General features: G+C 67.9%; 22 protein-coding genes and 1 tRNA gene. 11 read left to right on the top strand and 12 right to left on the bottom strand.

Annotation, left to right across the window (positions count from 1 at the left end):
• Positions 1–2 precede the first annotated feature (2 nt).
• The gene (locus GM656_RS15675; protein ID WP_162414624.1) at positions 3–662 is read left to right on the top strand and encodes a helix-turn-helix domain-containing protein; all 660 of its coding nucleotides are present in this window, start codon (positions 3–5) and stop codon (positions 660–662) included.
• 13 nt (positions 663–675) lie between these two features.
• Here the strand turns inward: GM656_RS15675 and GM656_RS15680 are convergent, their stop codons facing one another.
• Both GM656_RS15680 and GM656_RS15685 read right to left on the bottom strand, forming a co-directional pair.
• Positions 676–1,050, bottom strand: a complete 375-nt coding sequence (locus GM656_RS15680) for a hypothetical protein (RefSeq protein ID WP_162414625.1) — start codon at positions 1,048–1,050, stop codon at positions 676–678.
• An 84-nt stretch (positions 1,051–1,134) separates the two neighbouring features.
• Positions 1,135–1,893 (bottom strand): YihY/virulence factor BrkB family protein, encoded by a 759-nt coding sequence (locus tag GM656_RS15685; RefSeq protein ID WP_162414626.1) that lies wholly within the window; start codon positions 1,891–1,893, stop codon positions 1,135–1,137.
• Positions 1,894–2,089: 196 nt separating this feature from the next.
• On the opposite strand from GM656_RS15685, the gene GM656_RS15690 reads away from it, so the two are divergent.
• Positions 2,090–3,154, top strand: a complete 1,065-nt coding sequence (locus GM656_RS15690; RefSeq protein ID WP_162414627.1) for a succinylglutamate desuccinylase/aspartoacylase family protein — start codon at positions 2,090–2,092, stop codon at positions 3,152–3,154.
• 216 nt (positions 3,155–3,370) lie between these two features.
• On the opposite strand, the gene GM656_RS15695 is transcribed toward GM656_RS15690, so the two are convergent.
• Positions 3,371–4,360 carry an aldo/keto reductase gene (locus GM656_RS15695; protein ID WP_162414628.1) on the bottom strand — a complete coding sequence of 330 codons (990 nt, stop codon included), beginning with the start codon at positions 4,358–4,360 and terminating at the stop codon, positions 3,371–3,373.
• 477 nt (positions 4,361–4,837) lie between these two features.
• On the opposite strand from GM656_RS15695, the gene GM656_RS15700 reads away from it, so the two are divergent.
• Complete coding sequence (locus tag GM656_RS15700; RefSeq protein WP_162414629.1) at positions 4,838–6,019, top strand: pyridoxal-phosphate-dependent aminotransferase family protein; 1,182 nt, start codon at positions 4,838–4,840, stop codon at positions 6,017–6,019.
• 489 nt (positions 6,020–6,508) lie between these two features.
• Here GM656_RS15700 and GM656_RS15705 read toward each other — a convergent pair.
• A tRNA-Tyr gene (locus tag GM656_RS15705) sits at positions 6,509–6,582 on the bottom strand.
• Positions 6,583–6,865: 283 nt separating this feature from the next.
• Between GM656_RS15705 and GM656_RS15710 the strand changes: the two genes are divergently transcribed.
• From GM656_RS15710 to ftsZ, 3 genes are all read left to right on the top strand, one after another.
• Complete coding sequence (locus GM656_RS15710; RefSeq protein ID WP_162414630.1) at positions 6,866–7,483, top strand: CopG family transcriptional regulator; 618 nt, start codon at positions 6,866–6,868, stop codon at positions 7,481–7,483.
• Positions 7,484–7,719: 236 nt separating this feature from the next.
• Positions 7,720–7,899: a ribbon-helix-helix domain-containing protein gene (locus GM656_RS15715; RefSeq protein ID WP_162414631.1), complete on the top strand. Its 180-nt coding sequence runs from the start codon at positions 7,720–7,722 to the stop codon at positions 7,897–7,899.
• Positions 7,900–7,901: 2 nt separating this feature from the next.
• Positions 7,902–9,134: a cell division protein FtsZ gene (gene ftsZ / locus GM656_RS15720; protein WP_162414632.1), complete on the top strand. Its 1,233-nt coding sequence runs from the start codon at positions 7,902–7,904 to the stop codon at positions 9,132–9,134.
• Positions 9,135–9,225: 91 nt separating this feature from the next.
• Here ftsZ and ncsA read toward each other — a convergent pair whose 3' ends face one another.
• The 3 genes from ncsA to GM656_RS15735 form a co-directional block, all read right to left on the bottom strand.
• Entirely contained in the window at positions 9,226–10,221 is a 996-nt protein-coding gene (ncsA, locus tag GM656_RS15725) for a tRNA 2-thiolation protein NcsA (protein ID WP_162414633.1), read from the bottom strand.
• A gap of 113 nt (positions 10,222–10,334) precedes the next feature.
• The gene (locus GM656_RS15730; RefSeq protein ID WP_162414634.1) at positions 10,335–11,033 is read right to left on the bottom strand and encodes an alpha/beta fold hydrolase; all 699 of its coding nucleotides are present in this window, start codon (positions 11,031–11,033) and stop codon (positions 10,335–10,337) included.
• Positions 11,034–11,167: 134 nt separating this feature from the next.
• Complete coding sequence (locus tag GM656_RS15735; RefSeq protein ID WP_162414635.1) at positions 11,168–12,193, bottom strand: DUF2332 domain-containing protein; 1,026 nt, start codon at positions 12,191–12,193, stop codon at positions 11,168–11,170.
• A gap of 171 nt (positions 12,194–12,364) precedes the next feature.
• On the opposite strand from GM656_RS15735, the gene GM656_RS15740 reads away from it, so the two are divergent.
• Together GM656_RS15740 and GM656_RS15745 are read left to right on the top strand one after the other, a co-directional pair.
• A complete protein-coding gene (locus GM656_RS15740; RefSeq protein ID WP_162414636.1) occupies positions 12,365–13,843 on the top strand; it encodes a phytoene desaturase family protein in 1,479 nt (492 codons plus the stop codon).
• 82 nt (positions 13,844–13,925) lie between these two features.
• A complete protein-coding gene (locus tag GM656_RS15745; protein WP_162414637.1) occupies positions 13,926–14,576 on the top strand; it encodes a DUF7095 family protein in 651 nt (216 codons plus the stop codon).
• Positions 14,577–14,613: 37 nt separating this feature from the next.
• Here the strand turns inward: GM656_RS15745 and GM656_RS19165 are convergent, their stop codons facing one another.
• The gene (locus tag GM656_RS19165) at positions 14,614–14,766 is read right to left on the bottom strand and encodes a hypothetical protein (RefSeq protein WP_174242995.1); all 153 of its coding nucleotides are present in this window, start codon (positions 14,764–14,766) and stop codon (positions 14,614–14,616) included.
• Between the two features lie 147 nt (positions 14,767–14,913).
• Between GM656_RS19165 and GM656_RS15750 the strand changes: the two genes are divergently transcribed.
• Genes GM656_RS15750 through GM656_RS15760 form a run of 3 tightly spaced genes read left to right on the top strand, consistent with a single transcriptional unit; the run spans position 14,914 to position 16,817 of the window.
• Positions 14,914–15,714, top strand: a complete 801-nt coding sequence (locus GM656_RS15750; protein ID WP_162414638.1) for a hypothetical protein — start codon at positions 14,914–14,916, stop codon at positions 15,712–15,714.
• Between the two features lie 43 nt (positions 15,715–15,757).
• Positions 15,758–16,249, top strand: coding sequence for a CopD family protein (locus GM656_RS15755; RefSeq protein WP_174242996.1), 492 nt, complete (start codon positions 15,758–15,760; stop codon positions 16,247–16,249).
• A complete protein-coding gene (locus GM656_RS15760) occupies positions 16,242–16,817 on the top strand; it encodes a hypothetical protein (RefSeq protein ID WP_162414639.1) in 576 nt (191 codons plus the stop codon). The genes GM656_RS15755 and GM656_RS15760 overlap by 8 nt, the downstream gene beginning before the upstream one ends.
• A gap of 40 nt (positions 16,818–16,857) precedes the next feature.
• Here GM656_RS15760 and GM656_RS15765 read toward each other — a convergent pair whose 3' ends face one another.
• The 4 genes from GM656_RS15765 to GM656_RS15780 all read right to left on the bottom strand — a co-directional run bounded on the left by GM656_RS15765 (position 16,858) and on the right by GM656_RS15780 (position 19,823).
• A complete protein-coding gene (locus GM656_RS15765; protein ID WP_162414768.1) occupies positions 16,858–17,601 on the bottom strand; it encodes a class I SAM-dependent methyltransferase in 744 nt (247 codons plus the stop codon).
• A gap of 173 nt (positions 17,602–17,774) precedes the next feature.
• Positions 17,775–18,608 carry a deoxyribonuclease IV gene (locus GM656_RS15770; protein WP_162414640.1) on the bottom strand — a complete coding sequence of 278 codons (834 nt, stop codon included), beginning with the start codon at positions 18,606–18,608 and terminating at the stop codon, positions 17,775–17,777.
• A gap of 42 nt (positions 18,609–18,650) precedes the next feature.
• On the bottom strand, positions 18,651–18,965 hold the full coding sequence (locus GM656_RS15775; protein ID WP_162414641.1) for a hypothetical protein: 315 nt from the start codon (positions 18,963–18,965) through the stop codon (positions 18,651–18,653).
• Between the two features lie 63 nt (positions 18,966–19,028).
• Positions 19,029–19,823 (bottom strand): lipoate--protein ligase family protein, encoded by a 795-nt coding sequence (locus GM656_RS15780; protein ID WP_162414642.1) that lies wholly within the window; start codon positions 19,821–19,823, stop codon positions 19,029–19,031.
• Positions 19,824–19,885: the final 62 nt, after the last annotated feature.

A 19,885-nucleotide genomic window follows, 5' to 3' on the forward strand; every position in this document is an offset into this window, starting at 1 on the left:
TGATGCCCACCATCGTTTCCGGTTCGGTTCCGGCGAGCGACCTCGCGCTCGCGTACTCGCTCGAACAGCTCCCAGAGTTACAGTTCGAGATCGAGCGGATCGTCACGAGCGGCGGCGACGCACTCATGCCGATGCTGTGGGTCCGCGGCAGTACACGCGAGGAAGTGGAAGCGACGCTGGAGGAGGACCCCACCGTCGATAACGTCGAACTCCTCGGCGACTTCGACGACGAGTGGCTGTTCAGAATGGAGTGGATCGCACACATCGATCTCCTCGTTCAGATGATCACCAACTCGGAGGCGACCATCCTCGACGCGGTTGGACAGGGCGACCGCTGGAAGTTGCGCGTTCTCTACCCTCGCCGGTCGCTGTTCTCGAAGACCCACGACTTCTGTGAGAGCCACGGCCTCGACTTCGACGTGGCCTCGATCCGCGAGCTGGACGAGGAGCCCGCGGGTCGCTACGGCCTGACGACGGCGCAGTACGAGATTCTCTCGGAGGCCTCGAAGCGCGGTTACTTCGAGGTCCCCCGTGGCGTGAGCCTGGAAGCGCTCGCGGACGACCTCGATATCTCTCATCAGGCGGCGTCCGAGCGGCTCCGGCGCGCGACCGACGCGCTCGTCGAGGACGCGCTGTTCGTCGGCTTCGATGGCATCGACTGACCCGCGACGGGCATCACTCCTCTGACGAGGAAGAGGAGGACCGGCGGCGACGGCGAAGGTACGCCAGCAGTGCGACGACGCCGACCGACAGGGCTCGGCGTGACCGGAGCCGACTCGCGGCGCCGGAACTCGACTGAGACTGGTCGGCCGCCTCGTCGGCGGCGTCCGCGTCGGCGGTATCCGTATCGGCGTCGAGGTCCTCCGGGTCCACGTCGATCTGACGGGACTCGGCCGAGGCATCATCCCGGTCACGCTCGTCGCTCTCCTGCTGAACCCCCTCCGCGAGCGCCTCCCTGACGGCCTCTTTGACGGGTCGTTTGATCGCTTCTTCTACGCTCGACTGCAGTCGCCCGGGTGACCGGGACTGCAGCGATGGTGAGTCACTCATCTTACAGCTATGGACAGGAGCCACGGATAGAGGTAGATGGTGCTTGCCAGTGCAACGCCGCGAATCGCGTCCGAGCCGTCCGAATTACCAGTCTAGCGTGGCGTTGACGACCACGCCGAGCAGCAGGACGTTGGCGGCCAGGTACAGCGCGGTGATGAACAGGAGAATCGCCCCGATGAGCCCGTAGGCCGCGTACTCACCGGCGGTGCCGGTGTAGTAGACGAAGCCGATCTGGATGACGACCCATCCGACGGCGGCGAGGACCGTGCCGGGTAGGACGTGCCGGAGGGAGGTGTCGACCGGTGGGAGGACGTAGTAGACGGGGAGGAATCCGACCGCCAAGACGACCAGCGCCGTGGCGGTACCGACCAGCCGCGGATACGGGACGTCGAACTGGAGATACGTGAGCGCGATACTGGTCGCCGAGAGGAGCGCGACCGCGCCGAGGAGCACCCCCATGACGAGCAGGCTGCGAGCGAGCTGTGCGGGCAGCGAGATAGACGCGACGGCGTCGTACACCTGGGTGAAGGCGATCGAGAGCCCGCGGAACACCTTGCTCCCGCTCCAGACCACGAACAGCAGGCCGAGTACCCCGGCGGTCCCGTGGCCGCGCGCGTTCTCGATCAGTCGCTCCAGCACCGCCTGCGTGCTCGCCGAGACGACCGATCGCAGAGCGTCGAGGAGCGTCGCGGTCGCGCCGACCGCCGAGAGCACGGCCAGCGCGACGACGAGCAGCGGGACGATGGAGGCGAAGGCGTAGTACGCGATGCTCGCGGCCATGAAGGGGACGTTCTCCTCGCGGACCGTTCGGACGATCTCACGCCCGGTCGCGAGCGCGCTCATCGGCCCGTGACGCAGTCCCCGTGTTTCGGTTCACTGCCGCGGTGCGACGTCCGTGTCGGAGGGGCGTTCATGATAGTGAGTCTACACCTGGAGCGAAAAGAACACCGGCCTGCGCTGGCAAGTCGGTCGGCCTGGAAGGCGGCGTCTTCGGAGGGCGAGCCCACACTATTTGTCCCCCTGTCGCCTGACAGACCGTATGACGAACCCGTTTCGCTACGACGGCGAAGTCGCGCCGGGCGAGGTCCGACACCTCAGATACGAAGTCGGCGAGACGTACCTCGGCGACCCCATCGAGATTCCGGTGACGGTCCTCAACGGCGAGCACGACGGCCCGACCGTCGGCCTGACCGCGGCGCTCCACGGCGACGAACTCAACGGCGTCAAGGTGATCCAGGAGGTGGCCGACCGCTACGACCCGGACGACATCCACGGGACGGTCGTCTGCTGTCACGTCCTGAACGTCCCCGGCTACCTCGCACAGACGCGGGACATCCCCATCTACGACCAGGACCTCAACCGGGCGTTCCCCGGCAAGCCCCGGAGCAACACCGCAGAGCGGATGGCCGACCGCATCTACCGGACGTTCGTCGAGAAGTGCGACCTCCTGCTCGACTTCCACACCTCGACGCGGAACCGGACCACGATGTTCCACACGCGCGCGGACACGACCAACGAGCGGGTCGACCGCCTCGCGCGAGCGTTCGGCGCGAACGTCGTCATCTCCGGGCCGGGCGACGTGGGATCGCTCCGACGGACGGCCACCGAGAACGGTATCCCCGCGGTCACCGTCGAGATGGGGAAGGCCCACCGCTTCCAGCCGACGCTCATCGAGCGTGCCCTCGACGGCGTCGCGAGCGTCTTCGCCGAGTTCGGCGTCGACCCGACGGCGACTGTCGGTTGGCCGGGCTGGTTCCGGGTGGTCCCCGCCGACCAGGGCGACAAGACCTGGCTCCGGGCGGACACTGGCGGCCTCGTCGAGATGCGGTGGGGGCCGTACCCGCTCGTCCGCGAGGGCGAGACCATCTGTACGATCACGGACCACTTCAAGCACAGCGAGAAGGTGGTCGAGGCACCGTTCACGGGAATCCTCGTCGGCGTGCTGGAGAACCCCGTCGCCCAGCCCGGCCACCCGCTGTGTCACCTCGTCCGCATCGACGAGACGACGCGCGACGAGATCCAGGCCGAGATCGACCGGGGCGAGTTCGACGGCTACCGCCAGCGCGGCCTCCGCTGGCGCGGGGAGCGGTCGGAACTGGACTAGCCGTCAGACGCGTAATCGATTCCTGATACGAACGGTGTCGGAAACTATCTGCTTTCGTATGTTTCGATTCGCGTTTACAGTCAGATTTCGTATGTGAAACGGCAGACTCAGGCGATACAGGTAGTGGAGATTGACCGATGAATACGGTCCTTCATCTGTCTGTTGATCGTCACTAAAACACATACGAAGGACGATATAAGTAGAGCGGTGTGTCTCCTACCAGCGGTGGTGGACCGCGTCGAAGACGTGCTGCTCGTAGCTGTCGCGGACCGCGCCGTGGACCTGGTTCGACAGCGGGTCCAGCTCGCTGACCGCCGCGTTGTCCTGCACGTGGTCGGGGTCGGTCGATCCGGGGATCACCGTCGAGACGGCCTCGTGGTCGAGGATCCAGCGCAGCGCCATCTGGGCCATCGTCATCCGCTCGGGGACGTGCTCGCGCAGGTCGTCGACCGCGTCGAAGCCGGCGTCGACCGGGAGGCCCGCGAACGTCTCGCCGCGGTCGAAGGCCTCGCCCTCGATGTTGAAGTTCCGGTGGTCGTTCTCGGGGAACTCCGTCTCTCGCGAGAGCTTCCCGGTCAGCAGGCCCGATGCCAGCGGGACGCGGACGATGACGCCGATGTCGCGGCGCTTGGCCTCTTCGAAAAACAGTTCGGCCGGGCGCTGGCGGAACATGTTGAAGATGACCTGGACCGTCTCGACGCCGGGGTACTCGATGGCCTTCAGCGCCTCCTCGACGCGCTCGACGCTGACGCCGTAGTGGGCAAGCTTCCCCTCGTCTTTCAGCCGCTCCATCGCCTCGAACGTCTCCGGCTGGTAGTAGGCGTCGGTCGGCGGGCAGTGCAGTTGCACCAGTTCCAGCGTGTCGGTCCCGAGGTACTCGCGGGAGCGGTCGACGAACTGCGAGAGGTTCTCGTAGTCGTACCGCTCGGCCGTGTGCGGGTCCAGCCGGCGGCCGGCCTTCGTCGCGACCGTCACCTCGTCGCGTACCTCGCGCTCGTCGAGCACCTCGGCGATGCGCTGCTCGCTGAAGCCGTCGCCGTACACGTCGGCAGTGTCGAGGAAGTCGATGCCGGCGTCCAGCGCGGTCCGCACCGCCTCGCGTCCCGCCTCCTCGGAGACGTCGCCCCAGTCACCGCCGATGTTCCAGGTGCCCAGGCCGACCTCCGTCACGTCGAATCCCGTCGAGCCAAGCTGTCTTCGGTTCACGCACGTCCGTATCACTGGGACTCACTTGGGGGCTACGGTATCCCACAGGGAAACCCGTGAACGATGAAAGGGCGGAGTGCCCGATAGCCGGCAGTCGTTCGGACGTGCCGTTCGGTCGCCGGGGCTATTCGACCCACTTCGTCCGGCGGACGTCGTACGCCCCACACTCCGGACACGAGTGGTACTGCAGGTCAAACGACGCCTGGCACGCCAGACAGGTGTACCGGCGCCTCGAATCCTCCCCTGTATGGGAGTCCGTACGTACTCTGTTGAACAACCCCATCGACGACCACGCGTAGCTTCGTCACACGAGGATAAAAATAGGCGAGATCGTTCACACAGCCCGCGGCTCCGCAGTCTTGCGGTTTCCGTTGGTGTCAATCGGCCATGAAGACTGACGAGGTCATCAGCGTCGTCGGCACCGAACCGTGTCAGCCATCGCGGGACTTAATGACTGTCCGTGAGGAATCACCAGCCATGGACGGACCACCGACCGTCGAAGAACTGACACCGCCCGAGCGAACGCTGATGGGGCCCGGGCCGAGCGACGTGCACCCGCGCGTGCTCAAGGCCATGAGCACGCCGCTGGTGGGCCACCTCGACCCCTCGTTCATCGACATCATGAACGAGGTCCAGGAACTGCTTCGGTACACGTTCCGGACCGACAACCAGTGGACGATTCCCGTCTCCGGGACCGGGTCGGCGGCGATGGAGGCCGCCGTCGGGAACGTCGTCGAACCGGGCGATACGATGCTCGTCCCGTCGAACGGCTACTTCGGCGACCGGATGGCCGACATGGCCCGGCGCGCCGGTGGCGAAGTCGTCACCGTCGACGCGCCGTGGGGCCGGCCGCTCGACCCCGCGGCGGTGGCCGACGCCTTCGACGAGCACAGCCCCGACGTGTTCGGCTTCGTCCACGCCGAGACCAGCACCGGCGTCCTCCAGCCGTCGGTCTCCGAACTCACCGACATCGCCCACGAGAACGACGCGCTGGTGATCGCCGACACCGTGACCTCGATCGGCGGCGTCGAGCTCCGCGTCGACGAGTGGGGCGTCGACGTGGCCTACGCCGGCCCGCAGAAGTGCCTCTCGTGTCCGCCCGGCGCGAGCCCGCTGACCCTCAACGACGACGCGATGGACAAGGTCCTCTCGCGCGAGGAGGACCCCCGATCGTGGTACCTCGACATCTCCCTGCTCGAAGGCTACTGGGGCGAGGAGCGAGCCTACCACCACACCGCCCCCATCACGAACGTGTACGCGCTGCGCGAGGCGCTCCGCCTCGTCGCCGAGGAAGGCATCGAGTCCCGCTGGGACCGCCACCGGCGCGTCGCGAGCGCGCTGAAGGCCGGCGTCGAGGGCATGGGCCTGGAGATGAACGCCCCCGAGGAGTTCTGGCTCCCGAGCCTGAACACCGTCCGCGTCCCCGGCGGTGTCGACGACGGCGCGGTCATCCAGTACCTGCTCGACGAGTACGACCTGGAGATCGCGAGCGGCCTCGGCGCGCTCTCGGGCGACATCTGGCGCATCGGGTGCATGGGCCACTCCGCCCGCCGCAAGAACGTCAGCTACCTGCTGGCGGCGCTGGGCGACGCGCTCACGGAGCAGGGCGCGGCCGTCGACGTGGACGCCGGCCTGGCGGCGATGAGCGAGCGGTTCTGAGCCGACGCGATGGCGACGTGACACATCGGGTTCTCGTGTGAGTATCCGAATTACAAGAAACGCTATTTCCTGTGCGGAAATATCATCGAACGTGAAGAAAGCCCCTCGCACAAGCGTAGCGATTCAGAACTCAACGCGTGGACGCCAGTACTCCCAGTCGGATCGGAAAGCGAGATCAGTGACGTGAAGGCACGGACTCCTTTCCGATGCAGCCCCCCCTTTCACTGCAGTGATCGATGCGTCGAAGCCATCTCGATCCGGGCCGACGAACGAGTTCTCGATCTCCGTGCCGCCTCCGATCTTGAATTTGCAGCTGCCGTACTCGCGACCCCCCGGACTACCGCTCCCGAGACCGCGGCGACCCCCAACTGGAACCAAGTTCCACTCCGGATTTTGCCGTCGCTCGCGGGAAACCGAAACCAGCGAGAGAGGTTCTACACCACGCAAACGTGGCGGACGCTATCAGCCACGGTTCGGCTGAAAACCAAGTCCGCCCTCCCCGATTTGAACGGGGGACAAGTCGATCTACAGTCGACTGCTCTACCAGTCTGAGCTAAGGGCGGTCTGCACCCGAAAATACCCCGCCGTCCGGACTTAAGGGTTGTTATTCGCGAGAGCTTCGTCGGTCGGTCACACGACTCGCCGGGAACAGGGTCATCGTCGCTCTAGGGTCACTGCACATCCGAACCCACTGCCGTCGTTCGATCGGTGTGTCGCTCTCCTGAACCCGGTCGATACCGTCGACTGTCTCCGCTAAGGACATCCGACTCGTGTCAGACGTTCGACTCGTGTCAGACATCGCGGGAAGATTGAAATACCCTGCTGATAATGTGCATAGTGAGTCGGATGAGTAAGATCACGTTCCGTGCGGACGACGACCTCATCGAGCAGCTAGAGGCGTTCGACGCCTCGAAGAGCGAGGTCATGCGCGAGGCGCTCCGAGAGTACCTCGGAGAGTCGGAGACGCAGTCGTCCGACGCGGCGTCGGTCGCGGACCCCGAGACGATCGACGAGCTCATCACGGAACGCGTCGACAGCATCATCTCCGAGCGACTGGAGGAGCGGGTGCCGACGCGGCCCCGCCAACCTCAGGACGTCAACGTAAACATCTCGCTGGACGGTACGACACGGGACGGTCTGTCGGACGAAACCGCCCGACAGCACGTGTCTGACACCGACGCCGACGGCGACGACGAGCGGTCGTACGCCGACGGTCAGACAGCAGGCGCGACCGGGCGTAAGACAGAGGGAGACCGGCGTGCCGGAACCGGCGAGGAGCCGCGTAAGACGTGCGCGCAATGTGGCGGAAACGTGGGCACAGACCACGTGTACTGCCCGAATTGCGGAGAGAAGTCGTCCCGGCGCGTGTTCTGTGATTGCGGCGACGAGCTCCGGTCGGACTGGGGCTTCTGCCCGAGCTGTGGGAGACGGACGCCCGCTGCCGACGTGCTCGATCAAGCCTGAAACGACGTTTACGCCCGCCAGAAGCACTGTAGGGCCGTAAACGACGCAGTGTATGACACTGCCCGTAAGTTTTAATACATCAGGGTCAGTGGTACATCTTGCGTAAGACGGTCGTCTTACACAACGGAGAGAGCGAGGGGATGACGCCCTCGTACTGCGGTTCCGACGTGTAAACGGACGGGCGGGCCGTAAACGCGGCCCGGTCGCACCGTCTTACCCAAGGGGAACTACCAAACATGGAGCGTGTGACACTACGGATTCCGAAGCAGCAGATCGAAGAGGTCGAACAAATGGTCGAGACGGGCGAGTACCCGAACCGTAGCGAGGCGATTCGCGCGGCCGTCCGGGAGATGCTCGCCGAGGAAGGCTCCGAGCGTGCCTCCGAGAAGCAAAAGCGGTCCTGGGCCAAGGTGTAACGATGCAGGACATCGTCAACGAGGCCCTCGAACGCGACGAGCAGGAACAGAAGCAGCTGTCCGACGAGAACGTCGACGGGTTCGGCGACCCGCGAATCGTCATCGTCGGCTGTGGCGGTGCCGGGAACAACACGGTCAACCGCCTGTACAACATCGGCGTCGAGGGCGCCGACACCGTGGCCATCAACACGGACAAGCAGCACCTCAAGATGATCGAAGCCGACACGAAGATTCTGGTCGGCAAGTCCCTCACCAACGGCCTCGGGGCCGGCGGTGACCCGTCGATGGGCGAGCGGGCCACGGAGATGGCACAGGGGACGATCAAGGAAGTCCTCGGCGACGCGGACCTCGTGTTCGTCACCGCCGGGATGGGCGGCGGGACCGGGACCGGCGCGGCCCCGGTCGTCTCGAAGATCGCCAAGGAGCAGGGCGCGATCGTCGTCGGCATGGTGTCGACGCCGTTCAACGTCGAGCGAGCGCGGACGGTCAAGGCCGAGGAAGGCTTAGAGAAGCTCCGCAACGAAGCGGACTCCATCATCGTCCTCGACAACAACCGCCTGCTCGATTACGTCCCGAACCTCCCGATCGGCAAGGCGTTCTCGGTAATGGACCAGATCATCGCCGAGACCGTCAAGGGCATCTCCGAGACCATCACCCAGCCGAGCCTCATCAATCTCGACTACGCCGACATGACCTCCATCATGAACCAGGGCGGCGTCGCGGTGATGCTCGTGGGTGAGACCCAGGACAAGAACAAGACCGAGGAGGTCGTCAAGGACGCGATGAACCACCCGCTGCTGGACGTGGACTACCGCGGCGCGAGCGGCGGGCTGGTGCACATCACCGGCGGCCCGGACCTCACGCTGAAGGAGGCCGAGGGCATCGCCCAGAACATCACCGAGCGCCTGGAGGCCAACGCCAACGTCATCTGGGGCGCGCGCATCCAGGAGAACTACAAGGGCAAGGTTCGCGTCATGGCCATCATGACCGGCGTCCAGTCCGCGCAGGTGCTGGGTCCGACGACCCAGAAGCAGGCCAACAAGTCCCGGCAGGCGATCCAGGAGGTCGACGACGACACCTCCTTCGACGCCTCCGACAACGTCGAAAGCTTCGACAGCCCGGCCGCGAACGGCGGTCGAAGCGGCGGCCGCAACACCGGCTACGGCGAGACCGACGGCGGACAGGACCAGCACGAGAAGAACAACGGCCTCGACGTCATCCGGACGAACGAGTAACTCGGCGGCCCTTCCTTCGTTTTCAACACCGAACAGCGATGCGGTTCGGCGCAGTGAACAGACACGCATGTCAGACGAACCGCAGCGAGCATCAGACCGCTTCGAGCGCGTCCAGCAGATTGCACTTCCGACAGAGGTCACGGGCCGTCGGCGCGCCGCAGTTCTCGCACTCGCCGTAGTCCCTGTCGCCGTTCTCGCCGCCGTAGGTGTCGGCGGCCAGCGCGGCGAGCTTCTCGTAGCCCGCCATGATCGAGTGGCGCGTCCCGGGATGGTTCTCCTCCAGGCCGAGCATGAGCTCCTGGATCTCGCCGCGATAGGCCTCCTCGGCGTGGGGGCACTCGGTGATGTGCGCCGGCAAGTCCTGGAAGCGAGCGTACAGCGCGACCTCTTTCTCGGGGATGTCCCGGAGCGGCTTGGCCCGCGGGACGTGGTGGTCCTGTGACTCTCGCGTGCGCTCGGTCGGCGCGTCGGCGGCCGAGTCGAACGGGCCGAGCGACGCCTCGAAGTGCTTGGCGATCTGTTCCACGTCGCCCTCGAGGACGTTCATCAGCGCCGTCTCGGCCTCGTCGTCTAAGTTGTGGCCGGTCAGCAGCTTGTCCGCGTCGAGTTCCTCGGCGTAGCGCGAGAGGAGGTCCCGGCGGAACACGCCGCAGTACGCGCAGGCGGCCATGCCCTCCGGGTCGTCTTCGACCACGTCGTCCATCTCGACGCCGAACTCCTCGGCGTAGGAGACGACCTCGTGACGGATGCCCAGGTCGTCGGTCAGTTCCTCGCAGGCGTCGAGGCTGGCGTCGCGGTAGCCCTCGATGCCTTCGTGGATAGAAAGCGCGACGAGTTCGATGCGAGGGTCCTCGGCGAAGGTGTCGTGGAGGATCTGCGTGAGGACGACGCTGTCCTTGCCCCCCGAGAGCCCGATGACCCACGTCTCGGGGTCCTCGACGGTGGCGTCGTCGGACACCAGCCCGTCTTCGCGGATTCGCCGACGGACCCGTTTCGTCACCGTCCGGCAGAGGTGAGACTCACAGAGGTAGAGCCCGGAGTAGGCCGCGTGTAGCACCGCGTTCTCGCCGCACTTGTCGCACTCCATCTTACCGGGGACTCGTTCCCGCAGCGGTGAGAGGGTTTCGCCTCGGGGCCGTCAGCCGGCACGTCGGATGCGACGCTGTCAGTCAGCGTCGGACGCGCCGGTAGCGACCCGCTTCAGAGCGCGCTCGGCCCGTGGCGCAAGGCGTCGACGACCGCCTCGACGGTCTCCTCGCGACCGGTCGAGGAGAACAGTTCGTGTCCGCCGTCGTAGAGGCGGATGCGGTCGGCCGGGAGCCGCGCGCCGACGGCCCGCGGATCGACGACGGCGTCGGTGAGCGAGCAAAAGGCGACGGCCTCCTCGCGGGCCGGCGGGAGCGACCGCTGGGCGCGCATGATCGCTCGAACGAACGCGGGCGAGAACGCCGACGGGGCCTCCGCGACCTGCCGCTCGGTGGCGAGGTCGCCGAGCGCGTCTCGCGTCAGCGTACCGACGGGGATGAACGGCCACGAGATCGGCAGCGACGCGACGGCTTCGAGGACCGGTCGCGGTATCGGGAGGTCGCTGTCCCACCACGGGCTCAGGTACACGCGGCTGCCGAGGCCCTCGGCGTCGAGGTGCGCCGTCGTCAGTCCGCCGGCGCTGTGGGCGAGCAGGTCGAACGCGTCGAGGTCGGCGGCGTAGGATTCGACCGGCGCGAGCCACTCGCGCTCGAAGTCGGTGATGTGCGTCGGCAGTTCGACGGCGTGGACGCGGTACTCGCGGGCGAGTCGGTCGACGAGCCACCGGACGTTCTCGTGGCGACAGCGGTTCCCCCATCCGAGGACGAGCAGGCAGTCGCGGTCGGCCCCGTCGTCGAAGACGCGGATCTGCATGGGCGTGCTTCCGGCGGTGGCGTGAAAAGCCCGTGTGAACGCACGGCACACGGCCGGGCGTTTCCAGCGGCGAGCGGTCGGCGAGCAGCGCGGCGACGAGTCGGCCAGCGACTGCCCGCTCCTCTCGGTCGCCGTCAGGTCCGCCAGGTCAGCCACTCGGCGTGGGGCTGGTAGTCGACGAGATGCGTCGTCCGGACGCGCCCGTCGTCCCAGCGGTTCCAGTTGAGGCGGACCGACTCGCCGCCGGTCAGCACCCGCTCACCCGTGAGCCAGTGCAGCGACCGGTCGGTCATCCGCGCTTCGAGCAGGTCCGTCAGCGCCGCGCTCACCGACTCGGGGACCTGGTAGAGCACGAGCGTGTTGAACACGCAGACCGGGACATCGTCGGGTATCTCGTCGAGAACGGCGGGCAGGTCCTCGACCATGTCGCCCTCGACGAGCCGGGGCGGGTCCCGGCGGGCGACGGCGAGCGCCCCGTCGAGGACGGCCCGGCGCGCCTCGTGTTCGGGCCAGACGAGCGCCCGGAGCCAGTCGCGGTCGTCGTCGTCCGTCACGTCCAGCGGATTGCGGTCGATACCGACGCGGGAGCGAATCGCGGGCGGCGTCTCGGGCAGCGGCGGGTCGCCGTCCCGGACGTGACACTCGATGGTGACCGGCGAGTCGCGGTCGCCGACGACGCGGCCGTCGTAGTCGTAGCGGTAGCGGTCGAACAGGAGATTCAGCCCCGCGCTCGGACCGAGTTCGACCAGCGCGAGCGGCCCGTCGGTCGCCTCGGCGACCGTCGCGACGGCGGGGTACAGCACCGCGCTCCGGCGGACCGCGTTTGTCTGCGTGCGGCGCGTCCGCAGGAGCGGGCGGAGGTCGTCGGCCCGGTCGAGACAGAACTCGCGGAAGGCGGGAAAACACTCGTCGTCAGGCGCTCGCGGGTCCGCGACGATGCTCGGGTAGTACTCGGCCAGTCGATGACCGGGGTCGCGGGCGAGGAGATCGTGGACGGCGGCGAGCAGCACGTGCGGGGCCTGCCGGCCCTCGGGGACCGCGCTCGCGAGGTCGAGGACCGCGGCGTCTTCGGCGGCCTCCCGGCAGAGGTGGGCGTACAGCGGCGAGGTGTCGGCGGCCCACGGAGCGAGGTCGCGAAACTGCGTCTGGCGGTCGGACATATCGCTTGCGACTCGTCGCTGGTAAATCAGGTTTCGGCTTCTGCGGGGGCAACGTTTAGGCCGCCCGACTTGTAGCTGGCGCAATGGTTTTGGAACGGCCAAAAACAGTCACTCGCGTCGAGAGCGGCATCGCGTCGGACGGGGACGGAACAGTCCCGTGGCCGAGCATCCATGGGAACTGAGTCCGCAGACGTAGCCGTCATCGGCGGCGGTGTCGCGGGTATGAGCACGGCCGCGCGGTTGCAGGCGGACGGCTACTCGACGGTCGTCCTCGAACAGCACCACAGCGTCGGCGGCTGTGCGGGCTACTACGAGCGAGCGGGGTTCCGGTTCGACGTCGGTGCGACGACGCTCGTCGATTTCGTGCCAGAAGGCGTCGGCGGCCAACTGTTGTCGGCCGTCGGTTTCGAGCCGCCGGAAATTACGATACAGGACGCCTACGACGTCTGGCTGCCGGATCTGACGGTGACGCTGTACCGCGACCAGGCCGACTGGGACGCCGAGCGGCGGACGAAACTCGGCGACGACCAGCGACATATCGCGTTCTACGACTTCATCGACGACCTCTCGGCGCGGCTCTGGCGGCTCACCAGAACGGACGTCAAGATGCCGATACAGACTGTCGGCGACCTCGTTCGGAACGCCCGCGCAGTCGGCCTTCGTGACCTCCCGCTGGTCAGATATCTCCGCTGGACGATGGCCGACGCGATGCGCGCCCACGACGTGTACGACGACCGACCGCTCCGGGCAATGGTCTCGATGCTCGTCGAGGATACGGTCCACGCCTCGCTCGAAGAAGCGCCGCTGTTGAACGCCGTCCTCGGGATGACGATCCGTCGAACGGGACTGGGTCGAGCGACCGGCGGAATGTACGGCTTCTGGGACTCGTTCGTCGACCAGTACGCGGCCATCGGCGGCCGGGTCGAGACGGGCCGCACCGTCACCGCGGTGACCGGCACCGACGGCGGCTTTCGTGTGGACTCGGCGGCTGGGCCGGTCCACGCCGAACAGGTCGTCAGCACCGTCCCGGTTCCCGTCACCAGAGACCTCGCGCCGACGGTCGTCGGCGACAGGCTCGACGAACACTGTTCGATGCTGCGGGACCACGAGGGAAGCGCGCTCGTGCTGTTTCTCGGCGTCCCGGCGGCTGAGGTCGAGGGTCGCGAGCGGACGCATCATCAGATTCTGGAAGACTACGACGAGCCGCTCGGCAACGGGAACAACATGTTCGTCTCCGTCTCCGCGTCGGGTGACGACGTGAGCGCACCGGCCGGGAACCGGGCGGTCATGCTGTCCACGCACTGTGCGGTCGAACCGTGGCGTGACCTCGACAAGGCGGCATACGAGGTGAAGAAGGAAGCCGCCCGCGAGCGACTGCTCGCGGGCGGCCGGACCGTCTATCCCGAACTCGGAACCGACCCGGTCGTCTCCGAGGTCGCCACGCCCGTCACATACGAACAGTTCACGAACAGACCCCGCGGGGCGGTCGGGGGGTACAAACAGACGCGGGCGAACGCGAACCAGGGGGCTGTGCCACAGGACGTGGGCGTCGAGGGGTTCTACCTCGCCGGCGACACCACGTGGCCCGGACTGGGAACCGTCGCCTGTGTCAAAGGGAGCAAAATCGCGGCCGACCACGTCAGGAGGTGAACACCGCGACCGGCGTGTGCGAACCTCGACGTGGTGGGCACGGAGAGTCAGCGTTTTCCCCGCCGACCCGGTAGAGATGGCAATGAGTCTGGACCGTCCGGAGGCAGTCGAGCGGGTCGAGGAGATCGTCGACGCCGTCGAGGACGAGACGATGCCGGTCCCGGTCCGCGAGGTGTGGGTCTACGGCGACGTGGCGCTGGGCCTCGACCCGGTCGAGCGCCTGGACGTGTACGTCACGAAGGACATCCTGTTCAAGGACGCCCCGGAGCGCGCCGATGAGTTCCAGCGCAGCCACGGCGTCGACGGCGTCGGCAAGACGGTCCGGGCCGCGTGGGCCGACGAGCACCCCGAGCACATCCGGGCGAACGCGAGCGGCCACGCCGCTCCCGAGAAGTGCCTGGCCGCACACCTCCTGGGCGACGACGAGCCGGTCCACCTGGAGGTGTGTAACGCCTCCTTCGAGGACAACGTCACCCAGCGCCTCAAGGGGGCGAAGATGCGAAGCGACTACGAGCAGATTCTCGACCCCCGCGGGGCCTGCCTGTGGATCGACGGCGAGCGCTCGGCCGACGCCTTCCGAAAGCTCCGGGACAACGAGTTCGTCTTCCCGACGCTCGCCCAGTCGCTCTCGATGCTCGGGCTGGACGACGACGAGGCGAGCGAGGCCGCCGAGGCCGTGAAGGCCTACCGCGAGCGACAGGAGGGCGCGACGGTCCGCGGCGACGTGGTCTGACCGGAGCGGACAAGTGCAGTAGCGGACTTCGACGCCGTCACTGGAGCCACGGCGAGTCCGCGACGGAGAACTGGTGGCCGCAGGCGGGGCACTCCACGCGACGCGGAGCGCCGTCCTCGACGACGGTGAACCGGCGGCTCCAGCCGAGGTGACCGCAGTCGGGACAGCGGCGGACGAGCGGTGGGATCATGGCGACCGAGGGGCTCGCGTCCCGCTAAACGTTCCCCGGACAAGGGCCTACCGGCCGTGGCGGACGACAGCGTCGAGACGCCTCCCAGCTACAACGCGGTTTTGAGCGTACAGAAGGGATACACCCGTGCCGAGCGGAGCGTCTCGTATGAATCGAACGAGACGCGAGACGCTGGGGCTGGTCGGCGGCCTCGCGGCGACCGCCCTCGGCGGCTGTCTGGCCCCTGGAGACGGCGGCGACGGCTCCGGCGGGAGCGACGGCGGCGCGACGACGCCGACACACCCGACGACCCAGACTGGAACCGACGACGGCACGCCGTCCGACACGGATGACGGCACGCCGACCGCAACGCCGGGCGGCCTCCCGGCGGGCGTCGATCGGGTCGATACGCCACCCTACGAGATCGAGGAGCCCGAGTGCTCTGGAGACGGACAGGACGAGGACTACGACCCGCTGTACCTCTGTGCGAACATGCCGGCGGAGCCGTCGCTGACGTTCGAACAGCGGCCGACGCGGGGCACCGTGTTCCGCGACGAGGGGCTACAGCTCTCGCCCGGCGACGACGGACCGACCGGCGATCAGCTCTACGCGACGCTCCTGACCGCGCCCGACGACGTGGACCGCATCGGCGACGAGTGGGACGAGATCCGCGCGTTCGTCTCGGAGACGGACTTCGAGAGCCACGCCGCCCTCCTCGTCCAGACCGGCTGGGGGTCGGGGTCGATACTGCCCCACCTGAAACGTATCGAGGCGACCGACACCGGAATCCACGCCTTCGGCTGTCACACCAGTCCCTGCGTCTACACCGCGGACTACACCGCTCGCGCGACGGTGGCCCGGTTCGAGCGCCCCGACACCCTGGAGAGCGGACTGGTCAGCCTGACCGTCGATCCCTCCACGCGGTACACCGTCGCGGCGGACGAGGGCGTCGTGACCATCGACGCCTAGCGCGGACCCTCCGTTCTTTGGGACCGCGGCGAGTACTTCGACCATGGGTGCCCTGACATCCCTCGCGATGCGGACCCTCCACGTCCTTACGGTGACGGTGCTCGTCGGCGGGTCGGCCGCCGCGTGGTACGGCTATCGGTCCGGTGCAATCACCGATCTCGCGGCCGCCGACCGCTTCGAGTGGCTGTTCTGGACCGGCATCGGCGCGCTCGTCCTCACCGGCGTCGGCAACCTCGGCGCGCTCGGGCCGCCCGGGCCGACGACCGACTGGGGCCGGACGCTGCTGGTGAAACTGACCCTGGTCGTGGTTCTCGTCTGTGGCTCGGCCGTCCGAACGATGGTCGTCGTGCGCGCACGCGAGGCGGCCCGGCCGGTGGCCGACGAAGGCCGAGAGAGCGACGGCGGCCCGGACGACGAGGGCCGCGACAGCCCGTCTAGCGACCCACACCGGACAGTGCTCTCGAAGGCATATGGCGCGACAACTGGACTGCTCCTCGCGCTCGTGGTGCTCGCGGAGGTGCTGGCGCATGGGTGAATCGGAGGGCAGACAGTCGTCGCCTCCGCCGGAGACGCCCGCGGAGTCACCTGCCGTCACCGCTGTCCTCGGCGGACGCCTCTCGCTCTCGACGTGGGCGCTCGCCACCTTCGACGTCGGCCTGTTCGTCCTGGTCGCCGTGCTCGCGGGCCACGCGAGCGGGGCGCTTTCCGACCTGCTCGGCGGGCTGAACACGCTCGTCGGCGCGGCCGTCTTCTGCGTAGTGTGGGCGCTGTTCGTCCTCGCCGTCTGGTGGGTCGACTCGCGAGTCGAGCTGTCGGCCTCGCTGTGGACGCTCGCTCTGCACGGCTTCGCCGCGGGCGCGATGGCGGGCGTCGCCTTCCTGCTCGGACTCGTCGCCGTCCTCGCCGTCCCCGCGCTCGCGGAGGGGCTCGCCCTCGGGACGGCGACGCTCTCGGCAGTCGCGGGCGTCGCGCTGTTCCTCCTGGTCGGCGTCGCCGTCGCGAGCCTTATCGGCGGCGCGATCGGTCTGCTCGTCGGTGTGCTGGACGGGCTCTGTTTCAGACTCGCGGACCGGGTCCTCGCGGCGTCGGCCGGCGACCGATGACGGCGAAACCCGGCCGGCAGTCACAATGGACGGCGTCGTCTCAGACCGTCCCGACGGTGACGAAAAAGGGGACCGTCTCGCGGCGCTCGTACTCGCCGTCCCGCATCTGGTCCACGACGTCGCGGCCCATCGATCGCCAGCGCTCGCGGAGCGTGTCGTACTCGGCCGGCGTCGCCTCGCCGTTGAGCATCGTCTCCCGGTCGTCCTCCAGCCCGGACGCCGTGGCCTTCCGTCGGGCCGCCCGCACGGCGGCGTCGCCGTAGGGCGGTTCGACGCGCCGCTCCTGGTCGTACCGGGTCGTCGAGACGACCGAGAGCCCCGCGTCGCGGAACACGGCCGCGGCATCGCGCCCGAGCGTCACGTCGGTCCGGACGCCGTCGAGGAAGAACCGTCTGGCGCGGCGAGCCAGCGTCGGCTCCGCGTCGACGGTCGACTCGACGGTGACGGCGGCGTTGTTCGGCTCGATGGCGGCCACCCGGTCGGTCGCGACGCGGGCGAACTCCCGGACCGCGGACTCGGGGTCGGGGAGATTGATGAGCAGCGCCTGACACACCACGAGGTCGAAGGCGTCGTCGGCGAACGGGAGCCGCGTCGCGTCGCCGCGGACGACCGGCCCGCCGACCGACGACAGCAAGTCCGCGTCCGCGTCGAGGCCGACGACGGTGCCGTCGACTTCCTCGCGGAGGACGCGCGTCAGTTCGCCCGTCCCACAGCCCACGTCGAGGACGCGGTCGCAGGCGTCCAGGTGCAGGTCCGCGAGCGCCGCTCGGGAGTCGGCCCACATCCCGCGGCGGGTGGATTCGAGGTAGTCGGCGGAGAACCTGCGCACGTCCGCGTAGAGTCGACTCGCGCCCAAAAGCGTCGCGGTCCGTCGTCGCGTCGGCTATTCGGTACAGATCCCTTCGAAGGAAGTGATTCGAACCAGATTCAAACGATCCGTTCGACGCGCCGCGAGCGCTACTCCTCGCGGAGTTCCCTGACGCGCTCGATGTTCCAGGCGAAGCTCTTGCCGTCCTCGGTCGGCGTTTCGAGGACCAGGGGCACGAGGACCACGGCGTCGTGGTTGACGAACGCGCGCATCCCGTCCTCGCCGATGAGCCCCTCGCCGACGTGGGCGTGCTCGTCCTTGTTCGTGCCACAGTCGTGTTTCGAGTCGTTCAGGTGGACGCAGGCGAGGTCCTCGAAGCCGACCACGTCGTCGAATTCCGCCAGCGTCTCCGCGACCGCTTCGGGCGTCGAGAGGTCGTAGCCCGCGGCGAACATGTGGGCGGTATCGAGGCAGAACTCGATGTCCTGGTCGGTGCGCTCGCGGACGGTGGCAAGGTGCTCGAAGTCGCCGCCGAGTTTCGTCCCGCTGCCGGCGTCGGACTCGATCAGGACGGTGACGCCGTCAGGCACGTCGAGTTCGTCCAGCGCGCTGGCGGCGTTGTCGAGGCCGCCGTCGACGCCTGCCCCGGTGTGCGCTCCGAGGTGGACGTTGACGTACTCGATGCCCAGTTTGGCCGCGGCGTCGACCTCCTTCTGCATGGAGTCGACGGACTTCTCGCGGAGGTCGTCTTTGGGCGTACAGAGGTTCACCAGATACGACGAGTGGATGACCCACGGGCCGACGCCGTGGTCGACCGTGAGGTCGCGGAACTGCTCGGCCTCGTCGTCGTCGATGTTGGGGTCCTGCCAGACCTGCGGCGAGTGCGAGAAGATCTGTCCGCAGTTGCCGCTGTACTCGACTTGCTCCTCGACGGCGTTGTAGACGCCGCCGGCGATAGAGGTGTGTGCGCCGACTCGTACCATGCACACCGGTGAGGGGGTGACCGACAAAAGAGGTTCCGAACTCTACAGCAGGTCGCGAACCGACGGAATCGCGCCCAGCGACGAGGCGAACAGGTACGCGCCGCCGACGACGAACGCGATGGCGATGGCCACGGCGACCGGCGACGGCGAGGAAATCTGGAGGAGTCCGGAGAGCCCGCCGAGAAACAGGATCAGGCCGAGGCCGGCGAGCAGGAGCGTGCCGATCGCGCCGAGCACCGCGTCTTCGGCTGCGACCCGGACGAGGCCGTACAGCTCTCGCTCCGAGAGGTCGGAGACGCTCCGCGTCGACGCCGCCGACGAATTCGTCTCGCCGCTATCGGTTGGTGGAGGGACCATACCGGTACTCCTCACGACGGTGACAAAAATGTGTCGCGCCCCTGAGATCGCCGGTCTCGCCACTCAGGGGGCCCTTCGAACCCACTCGCGGGTTCCGAACTGCTCCTTCGCGAGCTCGCGTGCGCGAGCGAGTTCGTCGTCGGTCCACCCGCCCTCGTCGGCGTCGACCCACTCGGCCAGCGTCGACCGGAGCGTCTCGACGACGGCCGAGCGCTCGATATCGACGTACTCGTCGATGGCGCCCACGCGGTCGCCGAAGGCGTCGGGGTCCGGTTTCGCGGTGAAACAGCCGCAGTGGCGCTCCGGTCGCAGCGACACCGAGAGCGAGCCGTGCTGTATCACGGCGTCTTTCTGTCGGTACTGGGCGTTCCCGCTCAGTTTCCGCCCGTCCGGGCCGACGATGTCGTGGGCCGGATGCAGTTGTCGGAGGTAACAGGCCGGCCGGTGGACCGCCTCGCGCTCGTCGTCGGCGAATGCGGCGTCGACCCCCACGCGGTCGAACGCCTCCAGGACGGGCCGACAGAACTGCTCGTAACACGCCATGAGGTCCCCCGGGACCGCGTCGGCGGGGGCGACGATGCCGTAGGAGACGTCCGCGACGCGGTCGTGGTAGATCGCGCCGCCGCCGGTCGGTCGGCGCGTGACGCCGATGCCCTCGCGCTCGCAGTACCCCCAGTCGATCGTCTCGGGGTCCTGCCCGTAGCCAAGCGAGAGCGTGTCCGGCCAGGTGTACACCCGAACGGTCGCCGGGCCGCCGTCGGCCACCGTCTCCGCGGCGACCGATTCGAGCGCCATCGTCATCGGCCCGGAGCGAGTCTCCTCGCCGACGACGCGCCACTCCAGGTCGGCAAGTGCCATACCGGCCGTTGGGACGGGCGCGCGATAGGAGTTGCGGGCCGACGCCAGTCAGGCGCCCTCGC

It is taken from the genome of Haloarcula salina, assembly GCF_010119195.1.
Classification (GTDB): domain Archaea; phylum Halobacteriota; class Halobacteria; order Halobacteriales; family Haloarculaceae; genus Haloarcula; species Haloarcula salina.

Coding starts and splice junctions, on each gene's coding strand:
- GM656_RS19165 (WP_174242995.1), bottom strand. CDS start 14,766: ATGATCCCACCGCTCGTCCGCCGCTGTCCCGACTGCGGTCACCTCGGC.
- GM656_RS15685 (WP_162414626.1), bottom strand. CDS start 1,893: ATGAGCGCGCTCGCGACCGGGCGTGAGATCGTCCGAACGGTCCGCGAG.
- GM656_RS15770 (WP_162414640.1), bottom strand. CDS start 18,608: ATGGTACGAGTCGGCGCACACACCTCTATCGCCGGCGGCGTCTACAAC.
- GM656_RS15750 (WP_162414638.1), top strand. CDS start 14,914: ATGAATCGAACGAGACGCGAGACGCTGGGGCTGGTCGGCGGCCTCGCG.
- GM656_RS15680 (WP_162414625.1), bottom strand. CDS start 1,050: ATGAGTGACTCACCATCGCTGCAGTCCCGGTCACCCGGGCGACTGCAG.
- ncsA (WP_162414633.1), bottom strand. CDS start 10,221: ATGGAGTGCGACAAGTGCGGCGAGAACGCGGTGCTACACGCGGCCTAC.
- GM656_RS15690 (WP_162414627.1), top strand. CDS start 2,090: ATGACGAACCCGTTTCGCTACGACGGCGAAGTCGCGCCGGGCGAGGTC.
- GM656_RS15735 (WP_162414635.1), bottom strand. CDS start 12,193: ATGTCCGACCGCCAGACGCAGTTTCGCGACCTCGCTCCGTGGGCCGCC.
- GM656_RS15760 (WP_162414639.1), top strand. CDS start 16,242: ATGGGTGAATCGGAGGGCAGACAGTCGTCGCCTCCGCCGGAGACGCCC.
- GM656_RS15730 (WP_162414634.1), bottom strand. CDS start 11,033: ATGCAGATCCGCGTCTTCGACGACGGGGCCGACCGCGACTGCCTGCTC.
- GM656_RS15710 (WP_162414630.1), top strand. CDS start 6,866: ATGAGTAAGATCACGTTCCGTGCGGACGACGACCTCATCGAGCAGCTA.
- GM656_RS15755 (WP_174242996.1), top strand. CDS start 15,758: ATGGGTGCCCTGACATCCCTCGCGATGCGGACCCTCCACGTCCTTACG.
- GM656_RS15675 (WP_162414624.1), top strand. CDS start 3: ATGCCCACCATCGTTTCCGGTTCGGTTCCGGCGAGCGACCTCGCGCTC.
- ftsZ (WP_162414632.1), top strand. CDS start 7,902: ATGCAGGACATCGTCAACGAGGCCCTCGAACGCGACGAGCAGGAACAG.
- GM656_RS15715 (WP_162414631.1), top strand. CDS start 7,720: ATGGAGCGTGTGACACTACGGATTCCGAAGCAGCAGATCGAAGAGGTC.
- GM656_RS15740 (WP_162414636.1), top strand. CDS start 12,365: ATGGGAACTGAGTCCGCAGACGTAGCCGTCATCGGCGGCGGTGTCGCG.
- GM656_RS15775 (WP_162414641.1), bottom strand. CDS start 18,965: ATGGTCCCTCCACCAACCGATAGCGGCGAGACGAATTCGTCGGCGGCG.
- GM656_RS15700 (WP_162414629.1), top strand. CDS start 4,838: ATGGACGGACCACCGACCGTCGAAGAACTGACACCGCCCGAGCGAACG.
- GM656_RS15745 (WP_162414637.1), top strand. CDS start 13,926: ATGAGTCTGGACCGTCCGGAGGCAGTCGAGCGGGTCGAGGAGATCGTC.
- GM656_RS15765 (WP_162414768.1), bottom strand. CDS start 17,601: ATGTGGGCCGACTCCCGAGCGGCGCTCGCGGACCTGCACCTGGACGCC.
- GM656_RS15780 (WP_162414642.1), bottom strand. CDS start 19,823: ATGGCACTTGCCGACCTGGAGTGGCGCGTCGTCGGCGAGGAGACTCGC.